Consider the following 17585-nt stretch of genomic DNA (forward strand, 5'->3'; position numbering starts at 1 on the left):
GGCAAGTGTATGCCGCCGATAGCTCGGACACAGCCAGCACGCTCCAATACCTTCAACACTGCACCACGCGCGATCAAGCTCCCCGCAGCAGGAAGCTACATCCTCGAACTGCGGGATGTCTCCAGCGAGCTGGCGGCCAGGCAGCTGCGCTTCGCGCTCAGTGAAACAGACGCCCTCGGCGAAGCCGCACGCCTGCTCCCGAACACCCTGACCAGAGGCAGCCTGTCCACTGGCCGCGTCGTCGACAGCTATCGCTTCAGCATCCCCGAAGGCGACGCTTTCGTCTTCGACGGCGACGCGAGCTCGGCCAGCGCTCTGCGTTGGCGCCTGCTCTCGGCGGATGGAGTACAGCAAGCCGATGGTGACGCCAGAAGCCACGGCTCCCCGCTGGCGATGCGGCCGGCGAATATCTGCTGTTGATCGACGGCGCTGCCGATACCGCCCACGATCGACCCTACGCCTTCACACTGCGCACCCCGCCGGCTACTGCCAGTAAGGTACCGCCTCTCGTACTTGGCAGCACTGTTGGCCTGACCGTCGACGGCAACGGCAGCACACCCTACGCACTGCACCTCGAGCAGCCCAGCGTCCTCGCCTTCGACAGCCTGAGCAGCGGTGCAGATCTATGGTGGCAACTCCTCGATCCTGCCGGCCTGCTGCTCTTCTCGCGACGCATGCTGGACCCCGCCACGGGCACCTATGCAAGCACGGTCAACCACGCCCGCTATCATTCCGGCGAGCTCGCCGCCGGCGATTACACGCTGCTGATCCGCAACTTCGGCGGCACGCCGGAAAGCTGCAGCTTCCGCGTGCTGGCGCTCGACGACAGCCCACTGCTGGCTCGTGACACACCAACGGCGATCAGCACTGCACCGGCGGATGGCACGCAGACGTTCCGTTTCGAGGCGCGCGCCGGCGAGCGCTACTTCCTTAACGTGCTGGACGCCAGCAGCACGTCGAGCTCGGGAGCGGCGCGCGCCGTCGCGCAGTGGAAACTTCTCGACCCGCTTGGGCGGACAGTTTTCCAGCCCAGCGCGATGGGCGTGGCAAGCGTCGCCGTCGACCATGTCGACAGCGCCACGGGACAGATCGTCTACCGGCACGGCCTGCGCGGCGTTGATCAGGAAACGCCCGAACTCCTGATTACCGGCAGCTATACGCTGGTGATCGATGGCGCCAACACAGCCACGAAAGCTGCGGCACCAATTTCCTTCAGCCTCGGCCTGGTGCCACAGGCAAGCACACAGACTCGTGATGACTTCCGTGCCAAACCGGCAGCTGACCTCACCGTCAGCAGCATCATCGTGGCCCCTACCGATGAGCTGCGCACCGGCCAGACAATAGACCTCGAGTGGCTGCTTGAGAACCGTGGCAGCGAGGCGAGCGTGGGCAACTGGCACGAGCGCATCGTCGTCCGCAATCTCGACAGTGGCCGCATCGTTGCCGACGTCTACGTCCCCTACGACGCAAGCGAGTCTGCCAATGGAGCGCTTGCCGCCGGCGACTCGCGCAGCCGTCGCCACACCCTCACTCTGCCTGCCGACGACAGCGCTGCCGGCCGCCTGCGGATAACGGTCATCGCCGACGCCGACAATGTCATCCGCGAAAGCAGCGTCGGCGGGATGAATGAGCGCAACAACGCCCGCTCCATCGAGATCGACGTCGTCCGGGCGCCGGCCAGTGAACTGCACATCGAAAATCTCGTCTTCGCCGCGGACAGCGCTTTCGAGCCCGGCGCCGAAGTTTGGATCGCTTGGGATACCGTCAACCGCGGGAATCAGGCCGCCGCGCCCGGCTGGAGCGAGCGCCTGGAGTTACTCAACCTGACGACCCGCGAACTGCTTGCCAGCATCGTCCTCGACGATCTGACGAGCGAAGAGCCGCTGGCGGTCGACGCCAGCCGCAGCCGCAGCGCGAGCCTGCTCTGGCCGAGCGGCAGCAGCGCCGCCGGACGCTTCCTGCTCCGCGTCGTCGCCATTGCCAGCGGCAGCACCGACGCTGCTCAGCGCACCCAGTCGGCCGAACTGATCCACCTCGTCGGCGCCGATCTGGAGATCAGAAACCTGCGCGTGCTGCGCACCGACGACACCGACGACACCGACATTCAGGCCGGCGGCAGGGTGACCATTCACTGGGAAGACTGGAACAGCGGCGATAGCTCGACCGCCGGTGCATTCCCCGAGCGTATCGTGGTCACCAACCTTGACAGCGCCCAGCAACTACTCGATAGCAGCGTCACCTACGACCCACTTGCCACCACGGAGGGCGAGCCGAATGGCGCTATCGCTCCCGGCGAGTACCGCGAGCGAAGCTTCAGTTTTCGCCTTCCCGACGGCTTGCGCGCGGTCGGCACTCTCGAAATTCGCGTCAGCGTCGACCAGGACGGCAGCGGTCTCGGTGTCCTTTTCGAAAGCAGTGCCGCCGCCCTCCCGGCCGACGCCGAGAGCAACAATAGCGCCAGCGTGCAACTGCTCGCGGCGAGCACGGCCTACGCCGACCTGCAGGTCGAATCCTTTGCCGCCCCAGCAACAGGCATCTCCGGCGAGCAGATCAGCATCGACTGGCAAGTCGCCAACCGCGGCAGCGCCGACGCTGACAGCGACTGGAACGACCAGCTCATCATCAGCCGCGACGCGGTCATCGGCAATGGCGACGACATCCTTGTTGGCAGCTTCCGGCACAGCGGCGGCCTGCGTCACGGCGAGAGCTATACAGGCAGCGCCACGCTCACCCTGCCGTTCATCGCCCAGGGGCCGGTGTTCCTCGCGCTGCGCACCGACGCCGACCAGGAAGCGATCGAACCCGATACGCGCGCCGATAACAGCCTCAGCGCGGCCTTCGCGCTGCAAAGCCCGTTCGCGGACATGACCGTAGTCGAGATCACGGCACCCGCCCTTGCACTCAGCGGCGGCAGCGCCGACATCCGCTGGAGCGTGCGCAACGATGGCAACGCGAGCAGCGACCAGGCGCTGTGGCACGATCGCGTGCTGCTTTCGTCCGACACCAGCCTCGACGCCAGCGACATCATCGTGGCCAACCTGCCACATGCCGGCACATTGGCGCCAGGCGAAAGCTATCTCGGCGCGGTCACCGTGACGCTGCCGGGCGCCCTCAGTGGCGCCTACTTCGTCCTCGTCGTCAGCGACGCCGATGCGCGGCTCAGCGAGCGCAACCGCAGCAACAATCGCCTCGCCGCAGCGCTGGAAGTGCAGCTCGTACCCTCCGTCGACCTGGTCGTCGACGCGCTGACGCTCGACCCGGAAGGCGCGCTACAACCGGGAGAAACGGTCACTGTGCACTGGCTGACGAGCAATCAGGGCAACAGGGCCGCCGAGGAGCCGTGGAGCGAACGCCTGGAACTGCGCAATGCCGAGACGGAGTCCTTGCTCGCCACCGTCGACCTGGCCAGCGATGGCCCGCTCGCTGCCGGCGCCAGCCGTTCGCGGAGCGCGCAGTTCACCTGGCCCAGCGGCGCCGCCGCGGCCGGGCGCTTTTTGCTGCGCGTCATCGCCGATGCCGGCGGGCAGCTCGCCGAAGCCAATCCCGGCGGCAACGCCGAGACCAACAACAGCGCCGAACTGCTACGCGTCACGGGCCCGGACCTGCTGCCCGGAAACCTGCGTGTCGAGCCGGCCGATGTGGGCGGCATCGAGGCCGGTGCGACGCTGACGCTGGCCTGGGAAATCAGGAACGAAGGCGACAGCGCCACCGACGCCGTTTTCAACGAACGCATCCGCGTGCGCAACATCGACGCCGATGTCGTCATCCTCGATACGCATCTGGCCTTCGATCCGCTGAGCACGGTCGATGGACAGCCCGCTGGCCCACTGCAGCCCGGAGAGCCACGCCAGCGCCACTTCAACTTCACTCTGCCGCAGGGATACCAGGGCAGCGGCCGCTTCGTGATCACGCTCACCACCGATCAGAGTCAGACCGGGGTCGGCGCCGTCTTCGAGCACAACCCGCAGGGCGACGCCGAAGACAACAACAGCGCCGGCGTCACGTTCTACTCGGCCAGCAGGGACTATCCCGACCTGCGCGTCGAAGCCGCCAATGCGCCGCCGGGCGGCGTCGGCGGCGAGCTCGGCGAAGTCAGCTGGAGCGTCGCCAACCGCGGCACGGTGGACGCCGACGGCGGCTGGAACGACCAGATCATTCTCAGCACGGACGCGCTCATCGGCAATGGCGACGACCTGGTGATCGGCAGTGTCCGACACGAGGGCGGCCTGCGCGTCGGCGAGAGCTACACGCAAAGTGCCTCGGTCAGGGTGCCGCTGCGCAGCGCCGGTGCTTACACCCTGGGCATCCGTACCGACAGCGCCAGGGAAGCCGAGCCCGACCCGGCTGCGGACAACTTCAGCAGCGCCCTGCCTTTCGAGCTGATCACGCCGATCGTCGATCTGACTGTCGTCAGCGTCGACGCGCCGAGCATGGCGCGTAGTGGCGAAGAAGTGTCGATCAGCTGGCAGGTGCGCAACCTCGGCAACGCGACGACCGACCGCGCACAGTGGAACGATCGCCTCGTGCTCTCCGCCGACACGAACGTGAGCAGCGACGACCTGGTCGTCGCCGGCTCACTGGTGCACAGCGGTGCGCTTGGGCCGGGAGAGGACTATCGCGGCCAGGCGACGCTGATCCTGCCGCGCGATCTCGACGGTGATTACTTCGTGCTCGTCGAAACCAACGCCAATCGTCGCGTCAACGAGGGCGGCCGCAACAGCAACAACAGCGCCGCGAGCGCCGCCGCCCTGGCCATCCGCCTGACGCCGACGCCCGACCTGACGGTCAGCGACGTACTCGGCCCGAGCGCCCTGCGACCGGGAGATCTGGCCAGCGTCAGCTACACCCTGAGCAACAGCGGGGCGGCATCGAGCAGCGGCGCCTGGCGCGACCGGATTTTCCTCGAAGACAGCGCCGGCATGCTGCGCGAAGTGGCCAGTGTCTTCAACAGCGCCGTGCTGGCCGCCGGCGACAGTGTCACGCGCAGCGCCAGCTTCACCCTGCCGACATCGCTGCCCGACGGCGAATGGCGCTGGCTGGTCAAGACCGACAGCGACGACAGCGTCTACGAGCGCGGCGCCGAAAACAACAATCTGGCACGCGCCAGCGACACCCTGCGGGTCGCCCGTGTCGATCTGTCGGTGCACGTTTCCGACCCGGCGCCGCTGCTCTCCTCGGGCGCCGTACTGCACGTCGAATGGCAGGTGCGCAACGCCGGCGGTGTCGCCCTCGGCAGCTGGAGCGACCAGGTCTTCCTGGCGCCTACGGATGGCTCGGCGCCAGCGCAGCGACTCGCCGAGATCGTCCGCCAGGGCCCGCTGGCGAGCGGCGCCAGCTACGACGCGGTGGCCGACATCGTCGTGCCGCTCGACTTCTCCGGCGCCTACGACCTGATCGTCGTCAGCGACGCCGGCAATGCCATCGGCGACGGCCAGCGCAGCAACAATCGCTCGACCGCGTCGCTGCAGATCGAGCTCTCGCCCTACGCCGATCTGGCGGTGAGCGCAGTCAGTGCGCCGCAAACGCTGATCGCCGACCCGGCGAGGCTCACCGTGGCGTGGACGGTCAGCAACCAGGGCACGGGCGCCGGCCGTTTCAGCAGCTGGAGCGACCGCGTGCTGCTCTCGCGTGACGACATCCTCGGCAACGCCGACGACCTGCTCATCGGCGACTACCGCCACGACGGCGCGCTGGCGGCAGGCGAGTCGTACAGCCGCAGCGAAGACATCCAGCTCGCGGCGCGCAGCAGTGGCCGTTTCCGGCTCTTCGTCGTCAGTGATGCGCGCAGTGAAGTCTTCGAGAATCACGCCGAAGCGAACAATATTGCGCACCTCGAACACCCGCTCGACGTGATGCCCGTCGCCTACGCCGACCTGCAGATCGCTCGGTGACCAGCACCGGCCTCGCCGCCAGCGGGCGTCCGCTGACAGTGAGCTGGGAGGTGCTCAATGACGGCATCGGCAGCACCGACAGCAGCGAGTGGTCGGACCAGGTCTGGCTCAGCCGCAACGCCGACGGCAGTGGCGTCGTCGCGCAGTTCGGCCAGGCCCGCCACATCGGCCAGCTCGCCGTCGGCGCCGCTACGCTCGCAGTCTCGAAGTCGTCCTGCCGGAGGGCATCAGCGGCACGCACTACCTCAACGTGCGCACCGGCGGCCCCTTCGAGTTCGTCTTCACCGACAACAACAGCGGCCACTCGCTGGCGCTGCCGGTCGAACTCTCGCGCTCGCCCGACCTGCAGGTCGAGAGCCTCGTCGCCCCGGCCAGCGCACAGGAAGGCGCGCTGATCGACGTCTCCTGGAGCGTCGTCAACCAGGGCGACGCCGACGCCAATGGCAGCTGGGTGGACAGCGTCTGGCTGCTGCCGGCCAGCGGCAGCGGCCAGCCCATCGCCCTCGGCAGCTTCAGCCACCAGCGCAGCCTGGCCGCCGGAACGCGCTATACGCGCACCGAGCAACTGCGCCTGCCGACGAAAGTCGAAGGCCTCTACCGGCTCAAGCTCATCACCAACGCCAGGCTCGGCGAAAGCAACGCGAGCGGCGAGCAAATCTACGAACACGGCGAAGCGCGCAACAACAACAGCCTGCTCGCCGCCGCAACGACGGCCATCGGGCTCAACACGCGGGCCGACCTGCGCGTCGCCAGCGTCATCGTCCCCGAGCAGATCACCGCCGGCACGGCAACCGCCATCCGCTTCACGATCGGCAACTTCGGCGCGGCGCTGGCCAACGGCCGCTGGACCGACAAAATTTACCTGTCGCTCGACGGCACGCTCAGCGGCGACGATCGTCTGCTCGGTGAAGTGGCCAACGCTGGCGCGCTGGCGCCCGGCGAAAGCTACGCCAGCGAAACGGCGCTGCTCGACATCCCGATCCGCCTGCGCGGCGACGCCTATCTGATCGTCGTCGCCGACGGCAGCTTCAAGCTCGACGAGTATCCGAACGACGCCAACAACGCCTACGCCGCCCACTTCACGGTCAACGCCGTGCCTTTTGCCGACCTGGTCACCAGCGCCGTCGTCGCCCCGGACCAGGCGGTGCACGGCGCCAGTATCGAAGTCCGCTATCAGGTCAGCAACCATGGCAGCGCGACGACGCGCGGCGACTCGGCGGCGCTCGATCGCTGGACCGATACCGTCTGGCTGGCGCGCGACAAACTCCGCCCGGGTGCCCACAAGGGCGACCTCCTGCTCGGCTCCTTCACCCACGTCGGTCATCTCGGCGTCGGCGACAGCTACCTCGCCAGCGTCCGTGTCAGCTTGCCCGACGCGCTGGCCTCGGGGGAATACTTCCTGAGCGTCTGGAGCGACACCTACGACGTGATTCTCGAAGACACGCTGGCGACGAACATCAACGCCGACGACCCGAGCCAGATCGACAACAACAACTACCAGGCGCGAGCAATCAGCGTGCTCGGAACGACACCACCGGACCTGCAGGTCAGTGAACTCGTCGCGCCGGCGACGGTGGCCATCGGCGCGAGCTACAGCTTCAGCTACCGCGTCGAGAACCGCGGCGACGCCTTCAACGGCAGCTGGACCGATGCGGTCTACCTGGCCGACAGCGCCGACTGGCAGACGGCAAGCGAAGTCTGGCACCTCGCCGACTATGCCCAGACGCGCAGCCTGGGCTTCGGCGAAGGCTACAGCGTCAGCCAGACGCTGCAACTCGCGCCGTGGATCAAGGGGCGCTACCTGATCCTGCGCACCGATAGCGGCAAGCGCGTCGCCGAGTCGGACGACGGCAACAACGCCCGCGCCACTGCTTCGCAACTCGAGGCCGAAGCCGCCGACCTGCGGGTCACCGCGATAAGCGCGCAGCCTGACGATGCGGGCGATGCGAGCGATGGAGGCGATACGCCGCACTTCTCGGGCGAAGAAACGACGCTGACCTGGACCGTCACCAACTTCGGAGGCCCGGTGTGGTCGGGAACGCGCAGCTGGGTGGACAGCCTCTACCTCAGCCGCGACCCCTCGTTCATCGCCGCAAGGGCGATCCCGCTGGGCAGCGTCGTACACGCCAACGTCGGCGGTCTCGCCAGCAACGCCAGCTATACCGGCACGGCAAGGCTGCGTTTGCCGGTTGGTGCCGACGGCGAGTACTACGTCTACGTGATTACCGACGCCGAAAGCGACAGCGGCGACCCGAGCTGGCGCCGGGCGCGCCCGGAGTTGTCGTCCGGAGGCAGCCTCGCCGGCAGCAGCGCCTGGTATGCCGGTGCAAACCAGGCGCCGGGCAGCGTCTTCGAAGGCCCGCGCAACGACAACAACCTCGCCCGCGGCACGCTCACCATCAGTTATCGCGAGCCGGATCTGCAGATCGACAACATCGTCCTGGCGCTCGCCGAGGGTCAAAGCGAAGCCTTCTCCGGGCAGCCCTTGACGATCAGCTGGACGGTAAGCAATCGCGGCAACCGCGAGACGCGCCGCAGCAGCTGGGTCGACGGCATCTACCTGTCGCGCGACGCCTCGCTCGACTATGCTGACCACGCGCTGCAGACCTACGCCGTGCAGTTGAACGACAAGGGCCAGCCGAAAACCCTGCGCCCTGGCGAGTCCTATACCGCGTCAATCACCACCGTGCTGCCGGCATCGATCAGCGGCGATTTCCACATTCTGGTCAACACCGACACCGCGATCTTCGCCGACCCTTACTCCAGCGGAGCCAGCAGCATCCGTGCAGACTTGCCGCCGCTGGCTCGCTTTGGCGACGCCGCCGGAACGGTTCTCGAATTCGCTGACGAAGGCAACAACCTGGCAGCGACGCCGCTGTCGATCAGCCTGGCCACGCCGCCCGACCTGCAGCTCGTTGAAGTGCTCGCTCCGGAGCGGGTCGTCGCCGGCCAGGATTTCAGCGTCAGCTACCGCGTCGTCAATGCCGGCGGCGACACACCAGGCGACCAGGGCCGCTGGTACGACCTGGTTTACCTGTCCCGCGACCGCTACCTGGACACCAGGCAGGACCGCTATCTCGGCTACCTCGAGCATTCCGGCGGCCTCGCCGCCGACGCCAGCTACGACGCCACGCGGGTGCTCACTGCGCCGCAGCAAATGGAAGGCCCGTGGTACGTCTTCGTCATCAGCGACCCGGCAAACGCCTGGGGCGGCGGCGAATTCGGCAGGCTGCGCGAGTTCGGGGGCGAGCAGAACAACGCGCTGGCCGCCGTGCAGCCGATGCTGATCGAGGTCCCGCCGCCGGCCGATCTGGTCGTCACCAAGCTTGTCATGCCGGGCAGCGCTGGCGTCGGCGAGCCGATCCGTATCGATTTCAGCATCAGCAACCAGTCGAGCAATCCCGCCTGGGGACGCTCGACCGATGCCATTTACCTCTCGGCCGACAACGAATGGGATCTCGGCGATCAGTTGCTCGGCAAGCTCGATCACGACAGCGGTGCCGGCGGCCTGGCCGCCAACGCCAGCTACGACGGCACGCTGAACGCCTCGCTGCCGCCACTCAAGGACGGCAACTGGCGGCTCATCGTCCGCCCCGACCTGTACAACGAAGTCTTCGAAGGCAGCATCAGCTATAGCGCTGCGACGGGCCTCAGCCTGCCGCCCGGCGAAGCCAACAACCGCAGCGCTTCGGGTGGCACGCTGCAGGTCAGCGTCCCCGAAATGCAGATCGGCACGCCGTTGCAGACGACCCTCTCGCCAGGCCAGGCGCGTCTCTACAAAGTCGCCGTCGCCGCCGGCGAAACGCTGCGCGTCAGTCTCATTGCCGATACGGGTGCCGATGCCGATGCCGACGATGGCAGCAACGAACTCTATCTGCGCTACGGCGACGTGCCCAGCGGCTACGCTTTCGATGCCGCCTACGAGCGGCCACTGGCAGCCGATCAGGAAGTCTGGCTGCCGAGCACGCAGGCCGGCGACTATTACCTGCTGCTGCGCTCACGGCAAGGGGCCGCCAACACGCCGGTGACCCTGCGCGCCGACCTGCTGCCGCTGTCGATCACGCGCATCAGCCCCGACCAGGGCGGTGGCGGCGAACAGGACAACAGCGACGACAGCGACAACAGCAGTAACAGCAGTAACGGCGCGCACCGCTGGGTCAGCGTCGACATCGAAGGCGCCCACTTCAAGCCCGGCGCCCTCGTCAAGCTGACGCGACCTGGGGTCCATGAAGTCGAACCCGAACGCTGGCAGGTACTCGACGCGACGCACATCCGGGCGGTCTTCGACCTGCGCAACGTGCCGCTCGGTCTCTACGATCTGAGCGTCACCAATCCCGATGGCCAGCGCGTCACCGAAGCGCAGCGCTTCCTGGTCGAGCGCGCCATCGAGGCCGACGTGACCATTGGCATCGGCGGCCCGCGCACGCTGACTCCTGGTGAAAACGGCCTGTACAGCGTCTCGCTGCAGAGCCTGAGCAACGTCGACACGCCTTACGTGCGCTTCGACCTCGGCGTCCCGGAAATGGGTTACAGCGACGAAGTGCTCAACGGCATCGCCCTACCCTACCTGGTAGTCGGCAGCAATGTCGGCGGCCGCCCCGACGGCGTCAGCCTGGACGCGGCCGGAAACACCCAGACTTACGGCCCGACGCCGACCAGCGGCACGAGCCGCCCGGACATTCCCTGGGCCAGCCTCGACGGTGCGCTCAATACCGACGGCATCAACCTGCTGCCCGGCTACGTCCTCGACGTGGCAGCCGGCGGCTACGTCGGCATGAGCTTCAACGTGCAGACCTATCCCGGCCTCGCCGAATGGCTGGCCTACGACTTCGACGGCCTGCGCGACAAACTCTATGCGCTACGCCCGGAGTGGAAAGAGCAGGGGCTGCTCGACGGCGGCGTGCAGGACCTCGAGCGCATTGCCGAAGGACTGGCACAGAAGTTCCTTGCCAGGAACCCCGACGAACACCTGCTCAAAATCGAACAGCTGGCCATGCCCTTCCGCTTCGACATCAGCGGCGCCGCAACGCCGCTGACGCGCGACGAATTCGTCGCCGAGCAGGTCGCGCACGCCACCCGGCTGCGCGCTGCAATCCTCGCCGACGCGGCCGCCCCCGCCAGTCTCGCGGCGCTCGCCGCCGACCCCACGCAGTGGATCGCCGGCTGGCTTGGCGCCCTCGAAGCGGCCGGCTTGCTGCGCCCGCTCGACGAAGCGCCACCGATCCGTAGCCACCCCAAGGTCGTCAGCCTGAACAGCACGCTGGCCAGCGGCATCCTGCTCGCCCACGGCGGCGACGCCTATCGCACCCAGGGCGACCTGCTCGGCTTTTTTGCGACGGTCCAGAAATGGTATGGCGATACCGCTGCTTTCGCCGGCGATCCCGAAGCCACGGCCGCCCCGGTCGACTACGACGAATACCGGCAGTCGCTCGCCGGCTTCGTCGAAATTCCGGTGCCGGTAACGGCCGAGCGTGCCGACTACGACCGACAGGCCTCGCAAGCAACGCACTTCATCAACTTCAACGTCTTTGCCGGCGGCCTTGGCGAGCTGGAATATCTGCGTCACATCGGCGTGCTCGACGCCGACTTCAAGCCGGTTCCGGGGCAAGCGCTCGACCTCACGCGCTACCTGCAGCAGGCGGCCAGCGAGTCTGCAGCCAATGCTGCCCTGCTCAGCGTGCGCGGCCCGCAAGCGGCGCTTGGCAGCGACGGTAACAGCTATGTCCCCGGCGCGACGCCGCTGCCTTACGCCCTTGATTTCAGCACGCCGGACGGCGCACCGGCAGGGCAACTGCGCCTGCTGACGCAACTCGACGCCAGCCTCGACGCGCGCTCTTTCCGGCTCGGCGATCTCAAGCTCGGCGACATCAACGTGCACCTGCCGGCCGGCAAGGCGAGCTTCCAGGGCGACTTCGACTTCAGCGGCAGCAAAGGCTTCGTGCTGCGCGTCAGCGCCGGTATCGACGTCGCGACGCGTACCGCCACCTGGCTGCTGCAGGCCATCGACCCGCAGAGCGGCGAAGTCCTGCACGACGCCCTCCGTGGCCTGCTCGCCGCAGCGGCGGGCGAGCCGAGCGACGGCAGCGCACCACAGCGCGCTTCGCTGAGCTACACGGTCAGCGCCAGCGACAGCGCAGCTTCCGGCGTCGACATTGTCAGCGTCGCGCGCCTGTTCATCGACCAGGCACCGCCAATCGACAGCGAGCGCAACCTTGTCAGGCTCGACGCCGAAGCACCGCGCACGACGCTGGCGGTGACCGCGCTCGGCGCCAGCGCGCACGACGCACCGATCTTCGATGTGCGCTGGCGGGCCGATGACACGGCGCTTGCTGCGGGCAGTGGCGACAATGGTGATGATAGTGGCGGCACAGCCAGTGCCGGCGCTGCCAGTGGCGTGAAGTCGGTGACCGTCTATGTGGCCGAAGATGGCGGCGAGTTCCGCATCTGGCAACGCCAGGTCGAGCCGACCATCGGCCAGGCGATTTTCACCGGCAGCGCCGGCAAGCGCTATGAATTCCTCGCTGTCGCCACCGACCGCGCCGGCAACCGCGAGGCGGCGTCGGTGGCCAGGGCCGTGCTGCCCGACGACGGCGCGCGACAGGAGATTCTCGACGCCATCGGCGTCAACGAGTCGCTGGCGCAAACTGCCGAACTGCCGCTGGCGGCGATCGACCGCAGCTATCCCAGCAACGCCCTTTTTGCCGAGGCGGAACGGCTACTGCCCGGGCATGTCACGAGCAGCCAGAGCAGCGATCTGCGTTCCGTACTCGCGCCCTTCAGCTTGCGCAGCTTTGCCGCCGGTTACGCCGCCAGCGACGCCGACATTGGCGCGCAAGCGCTGGTCGAACTGGCGGATCACAGCTTCCTGGCCAGCGCCGGCGCCGAGCGCAACCAGGTGTTCCACTTGGCCGGAAACGGTGGCCCCGCCACCGCCACGGATGCCGTAAACACCAGCGCCTCCCGCCTTATGCCACTGTTCACCCTCGATGCGCCGATCCTCGACATGGCCATCGATCGCTTCGGCCAGCTTTGGCTGACGACCGGCGCCGAACTCTTGCAGCTCGACGCCGCCAGCGGCCAGATCATCGAACGTCAGCGTGGCCCGGGCGGTGATCCGCTGACGCACGCCCTGGCCATCGACCCGAGCAGCGGCAAGATCTACATTTCTTCGGGCAATGGCATCGAGATCTTCGACCCCAACGCCAGCGATCGCAGCCGCGCCTGGCAGCACTTCAGCAATCAGCGCGTCGGTGACCTGGCTTTCTCTGCTGACGGCCGCCTGTGGGGCGTCAAATGGAGCGGCGGCGAGATCGCTGGCGCGCAACTGCAAGCCAGCAGCGAGATCGTCAGCTTCCCGCTGGACGGCCGCTCCGCTGGCCGGGCCGAGCTCGAATACCGTCTCGCCGGCGTGGTCGACCGCATCGCCTTCGGCGCCGTCGGCAGCGCCCTCGACGGGCTGCTGTTCGCCTCCAGCAACCTCCGCCAGCGCGCAGTTGGCGCCGGCACCACGAGTACGCCGCAGCAGTCACCGCTGTGGATGATCGAACTCGACAGCCGGCGAGCGCTACAGGTGGCAGCCGGCGGCAGCCGTGGCGAGAGCGTCGTCGCCACCGCTGACGGCCGCCTCCTGGTCGCCCAAACGACCGGCATCGACGAAATCTCGCGCCATCGCGCACCGCTCGTTCAGGCCATCACGGTTCCCGACGGCGCGCTGGTGCCGCTGCCGCTCACGCACATCGGTGTCGTCTTCGACCAGGCGATGTGGCTGGGAACGGTGGCTGACGGCAGCGTTGCAGCGGACACCCGCAGCGTCCTCGACCCGGCGAACTACACGCTCACCCCCTTGAGTGCGCTGGGCGCAGAGCCCGGTGCAGAAAGTGTGCAGCTGCAGCCGCAGGCCGTGCGCTGGGATGCACAGAGCCGCAGCGCCTGGCTGGAAGTCAGCGGCCTCAGCGCCGGCGAGTACCAGATCGACATTGCGGCCAGTCTGCAGAGCGCCGCCGAAACGCCGCTGCAAAACGCCTATGCGAGCCGCTTCACTGCTGTCACCGACATGAGCAGCCGGCTGCAGCTGAATTTCAGCAATACCCGCGCCAACCGCGCCAGCGGTGAAATCAGCTACGAGGTCAGCGTCACCAATGTCGGCAGTGACGACATCAGAGGGCCGCTGCTTCTGCTGCTCGACGCCGGCCACTACTTCGCCGACGCCATCGCCGGCGCCCAGCCTGCCGGCGCTGCTCTAGCCGCGCCAGCCGAGCCAGCTGCAAGCTTCCAGCACTCCGAGCTGTGGACCATCGACCTCAGCGCCGCGCTGCAGACGCTTGGCGGCCGCCTCGCCGTCGGCGCGACGATCGCCGGCCAGACCGTCCGCGTTACGCCAGGTAGCGAACTTGCGCCGCGCGCCGGCCTGGTCGAGCTGCTCAAAACCAATCTTGGGCACGGCGTCTACGCTTTCCCGCAGGACAATCTGCCGCCAAGCCTGGTTGTCGCCGACTGGCTCGACAGCGAGCAACTACCGCCGGCAAGGGTCGGCGAGGAATGGAGCGCGACGCTCGAAGCACTCGACGCCGACGGCACGCGCTTCTGGTGGCAGCTCGTCGAAGCGCCGCCCGGGGTCACGCTGACAGCAACGGCCGAGATCACTTCCTCCGCGCAAGCTGCGCAGGCGACCGCCACCCTGGCCTGGACGCCAGCCGCCAGCGCCGACGCCAGCAGCAAAATCGTGGTGCGCGTCGAGGACAGCCGCGGCGGCGTCGCGCTGCGCGAATTCTCGCTGCCGGTCATTGGCGGCAACCGTGCACCGGTGATCGAGGGCGCTTACGACCTCAGCATCGCCGAAGGTGAAACGCTGTCGCTGCCCTTGCTCGCCGCCGACGCCGACGGCGACCGCCTGAGCCTGGCGCTACGCAATCTGCCGTACGGCGCCACTTTCGACGCTACCAGCGGTGTCCTGAGCTGGACGCCGGACTACGATCAGGCCGGTGTCTGGGAAGCTGTCACGGTCATCGCCAGCGACGGCAAGCGGACGTCCAGCAGCCCGTTCACGATCACCGTCGAACAGGCCTACGCGCCACCCGTGCTGGCCACCGTTGCCGCGCAATCGCTGCGCGAGGGCGAGGCCTGGGCGCTGCAACTGGCCGCCAGCGTACCCGGGATGATCGCCGGCCGCGCCCAGGCCGACGGCACGACACTCAGCCTCGAATACGGCGCGCTTTGGCTGCCGGGCGGTGCGACGCTCGACGCCCAGAGCGGCTGGTTCGCGTGGACCCCGGGTTTCGACCAGCAGGGTACTTATCGCGTCCCGCTCAGTATCGTCGCCACCTGGACCACTCTCGCCGGCGAAACGAGTTACAGCGTGCTCAGCCGCGAGCTCGTCTTGAACGTCGCCAACGCCAACGGCGCACCGATCTTCGCCGCACCGGAAACCTGGCGAGTCCTCGAAGGCCAGCCGCTACGCATCAGCGTTTTCGCCTTCGACCCCGACAACCCGGCCTTTGAGCCGCGCATCCGCAGGCATCCCGGCGGCGAAGCGATCGGCCCGGAAAGCAGCGCGCCGACGCTCAGCTACCAGCTCAGCGAACTGCCGGCCGGTGCCAGCTTCGACGCCGAGACGATGGAAATCCTATGGACGCCGGATTACACGCAGGCCGGCAGCTACAGCGTCGTCGTCACGGCGACCGACGACGGCGACGGCACCGGAACTCCGGCAAGCAGCCAGATGACGCTGCCGATCGTCGTCAGCAACGCCAACCGCGCGCCACAGATCGGCGACCTCGGCAATGCCTTCGTCGACGCCGGCGGCGTGCTCGAAATCCCCTTCAGCGTCGGCGACGTCGACGGCAATCCAGTCGCCATCGAGATCAGCGGCTTGCCGCGCTTCGCGACCTATGCGCAGCTGCCTCCGGCCGCCACTGGCCCGGAAGCTGACCCAGCCAGTGCGCCACTGCGCGGCGCCATCCGCTTCGCCCCCGGCGCCGGCGACCGCGGCGACTACACGCTCACCATCACCGCCAGTGACGACGGTGATGGCGACGCCACGCAGCGGCTCAGCGAAACGCGCTCCTTCGTCCTCAGCGTGCGCAGCCTCAGCGAAGCACCGCTGATCGCCGCGCCGCGCCAGGTGGTCGCGCTGGTCGGCCAGCCGCTGTCGGTGGCCATCATCGCCAGCGATCTCGATCAGGACCCGCTGAGCTGGACGAGCACGGGCCTGCCCCTCGGCGCCGAGCTGATTCCGGCCAGCCAGTACGGGCAGGCAAGGCTGCGCTGGACGCCGACTGCCGACGACCTGGGCAGCCGCGATGTCGAGTTGATCCTCACCGACAGCGGCCTGCCGCCGCAGGACGGCAGCTTCAGCACCCCGGAACACCCGCTGCCCAACGTCAGCCGGCATACCCTGCGCATCATCGTTCGCTCGGAAAACGCGGCGCCCGAGTTGCTCGCCGTCTTGGCCAACGGGCAGCCGCTCGTTGACGACAGCAGCGCCTCCGGACGAACCCGCCGCGCTGCGAATCGACGCTCGTGAAGGGCAGCCACTGGCTCTCGAAGTTTTCGCGCAGGACAGCGACGCGATGCGCTGCACTGGCGCGTCGCCGGCCTGCCGCGCGGCATGCGCTTCAGCGCCGACGGCAATCGCGCCGCCTTCGACTGGACGCCCGATCTGTTCGCTGCACAGGACGCTAGCGACCCCGACCCCTCCGCGCTGCAGGCCGGACATTGGCGCTTCAGCGTCACCGCCAGCGACGGCATGGCCACGTTCAGCCGCGACTTCGAGATCATCGTCGCCAACGCCAACCAGGCACCGCGCATCCTGCCGACACCACTGCAACTGATCAACGAAGGCGAGACGCTGGCTTTCACCGTCGTCGCCACCGACGCCGATCGCGACGCCGTGCAACTGAGCCTGGTGTATGACCAGGAAACGCCGGCCGGCGTCTCGTTCAACGCCGGCAATGGCCGCTTCGAATGGACGCCGGAGGATGTCGTCGACAACAGCAGCGGCGACAGCCGCTCGTACACCCTGACTTTCCGCGCCAACGACGGCCGCGGGGCCGACAACTCGATAAACACGCAGAGCGTCCAGATACGCGTTTTCGACGTCAATCGGCGACCGCAGATCAGCGCCAGCAATCACGCCGTGGTGATCGGCGATACGCTGAGCATCCCCGTCGTCTTCGGTGGCGGCGGCGGCGCGAGCAACGGGTATCGCGCTCGGCGACGCCGACGGCGCCAGCCAGACGGCCGCGCTGGCGATCAGTTTCAGCGGCCTTCCGGAAGGTGCGCGCTACGACGCCGACAGCCGGCACCTCGTCTGGACACCCGGCGCCGGACAGATCGGTGACTTCACGGTCAGCGCCACGGTCAGGGACGGCCAGGCGCGCAACGGCACGGCGTCAACGGTATTCACGCTGCGCGTCGTCGCCGAAGCGGCTGCCAACGCGCCCACGATCCTCGTCTCGACAACGCCGAGCACGCCCGCGCTGCCCGGGCAGACAATCCTGGCAAGCGTGCGCGCCGACGCCTGGAGCGGCATCGCGCAACTCGCGGTGGCCGTACGCGGCGCGGCAATCGGCCCGCTAGTGGGCCCGGAAAGCGGTGCGGCGGGAAGCGGTCCGAAAGCGGCCCCGAAATCTGGCACGACGTTGCCCTGGATAGCGCCGGCCGCATCAGGCTCAGCGCCAGCCAGCCCGGACTGAT

At 67.9% G+C, this 17585-nt stretch carries 5 protein-coding genes; all 5 read left to right on the top strand.

Features of this window, described 5'->3' with window-relative positions:
* The first annotated feature begins 9 nt into the window (after window positions 1–9).
* The 5 genes from V5B40_RS07215 (at window position 10) to V5B40_RS25210 (ending at window position 17584) form a co-directional block, all read left to right on the top strand.
* Window positions 10–420, top strand: a complete 411-nt coding sequence (locus tag V5B40_RS07215) for a hypothetical protein (RefSeq protein ID WP_332353843.1) — start codon at window positions 10–12, stop codon at window positions 418–420.
* On the top strand, window positions 417–5891 hold the full coding sequence (locus tag V5B40_RS07220) for a CARDB domain-containing protein (protein WP_332353844.1): 5475 nt from the start codon (window positions 417–419) through the stop codon (window positions 5889–5891). Before V5B40_RS07215 ends, V5B40_RS07220 begins: the two co-directional genes overlap by 4 nt.
* An 88-nt stretch (window positions 5892–5979) precedes the next feature.
* On the top strand, window positions 5980–16413 hold the full coding sequence (locus tag V5B40_RS07225) for a CARDB domain-containing protein (RefSeq protein WP_332353845.1): 10434 nt from the start codon (window positions 5980–5982) through the stop codon (window positions 16411–16413).
* An 84-nt stretch (window positions 16414–16497) separates the two neighbouring features.
* A complete protein-coding gene (locus V5B40_RS07230) occupies window positions 16498–17229 on the top strand; it encodes a putative Ig domain-containing protein (RefSeq protein WP_332353846.1) in 732 nt (243 codons plus the stop codon).
* On the top strand, window positions 17141–17584 hold the full coding sequence (locus V5B40_RS25210) for a hypothetical protein (RefSeq protein WP_434735851.1): 444 nt from the start codon (window positions 17141–17143) through the stop codon (window positions 17582–17584). Before V5B40_RS07230 ends, V5B40_RS25210 begins: the two co-directional genes overlap by 89 nt.
* The last annotated feature ends 1 nt before the right edge of the window (window position 17585 follow it).

The sequence above is a fragment of the Candidatus Accumulibacter meliphilus genome, from assembly GCF_036625345.1.
GTDB classification, from domain to species: domain Bacteria; phylum Pseudomonadota; class Gammaproteobacteria; order Burkholderiales; family Rhodocyclaceae; genus Accumulibacter; species Accumulibacter meliphilus.

What these genes read in the sequence shown, in the direction of transcription:
- V5B40_RS07215 (WP_332353843.1), top strand. Translation starts at nt 10, where the DNA reads ATGCCGCCGATAGCTCGGACACAGCCAGCACGCTCCAATACCTTCAAC.
- V5B40_RS07230 (WP_332353846.1), top strand. Translation starts at nt 16,498, where the DNA reads ATGCGCTTCAGCGCCGACGGCAATCGCGCCGCCTTCGACTGGACGCCC.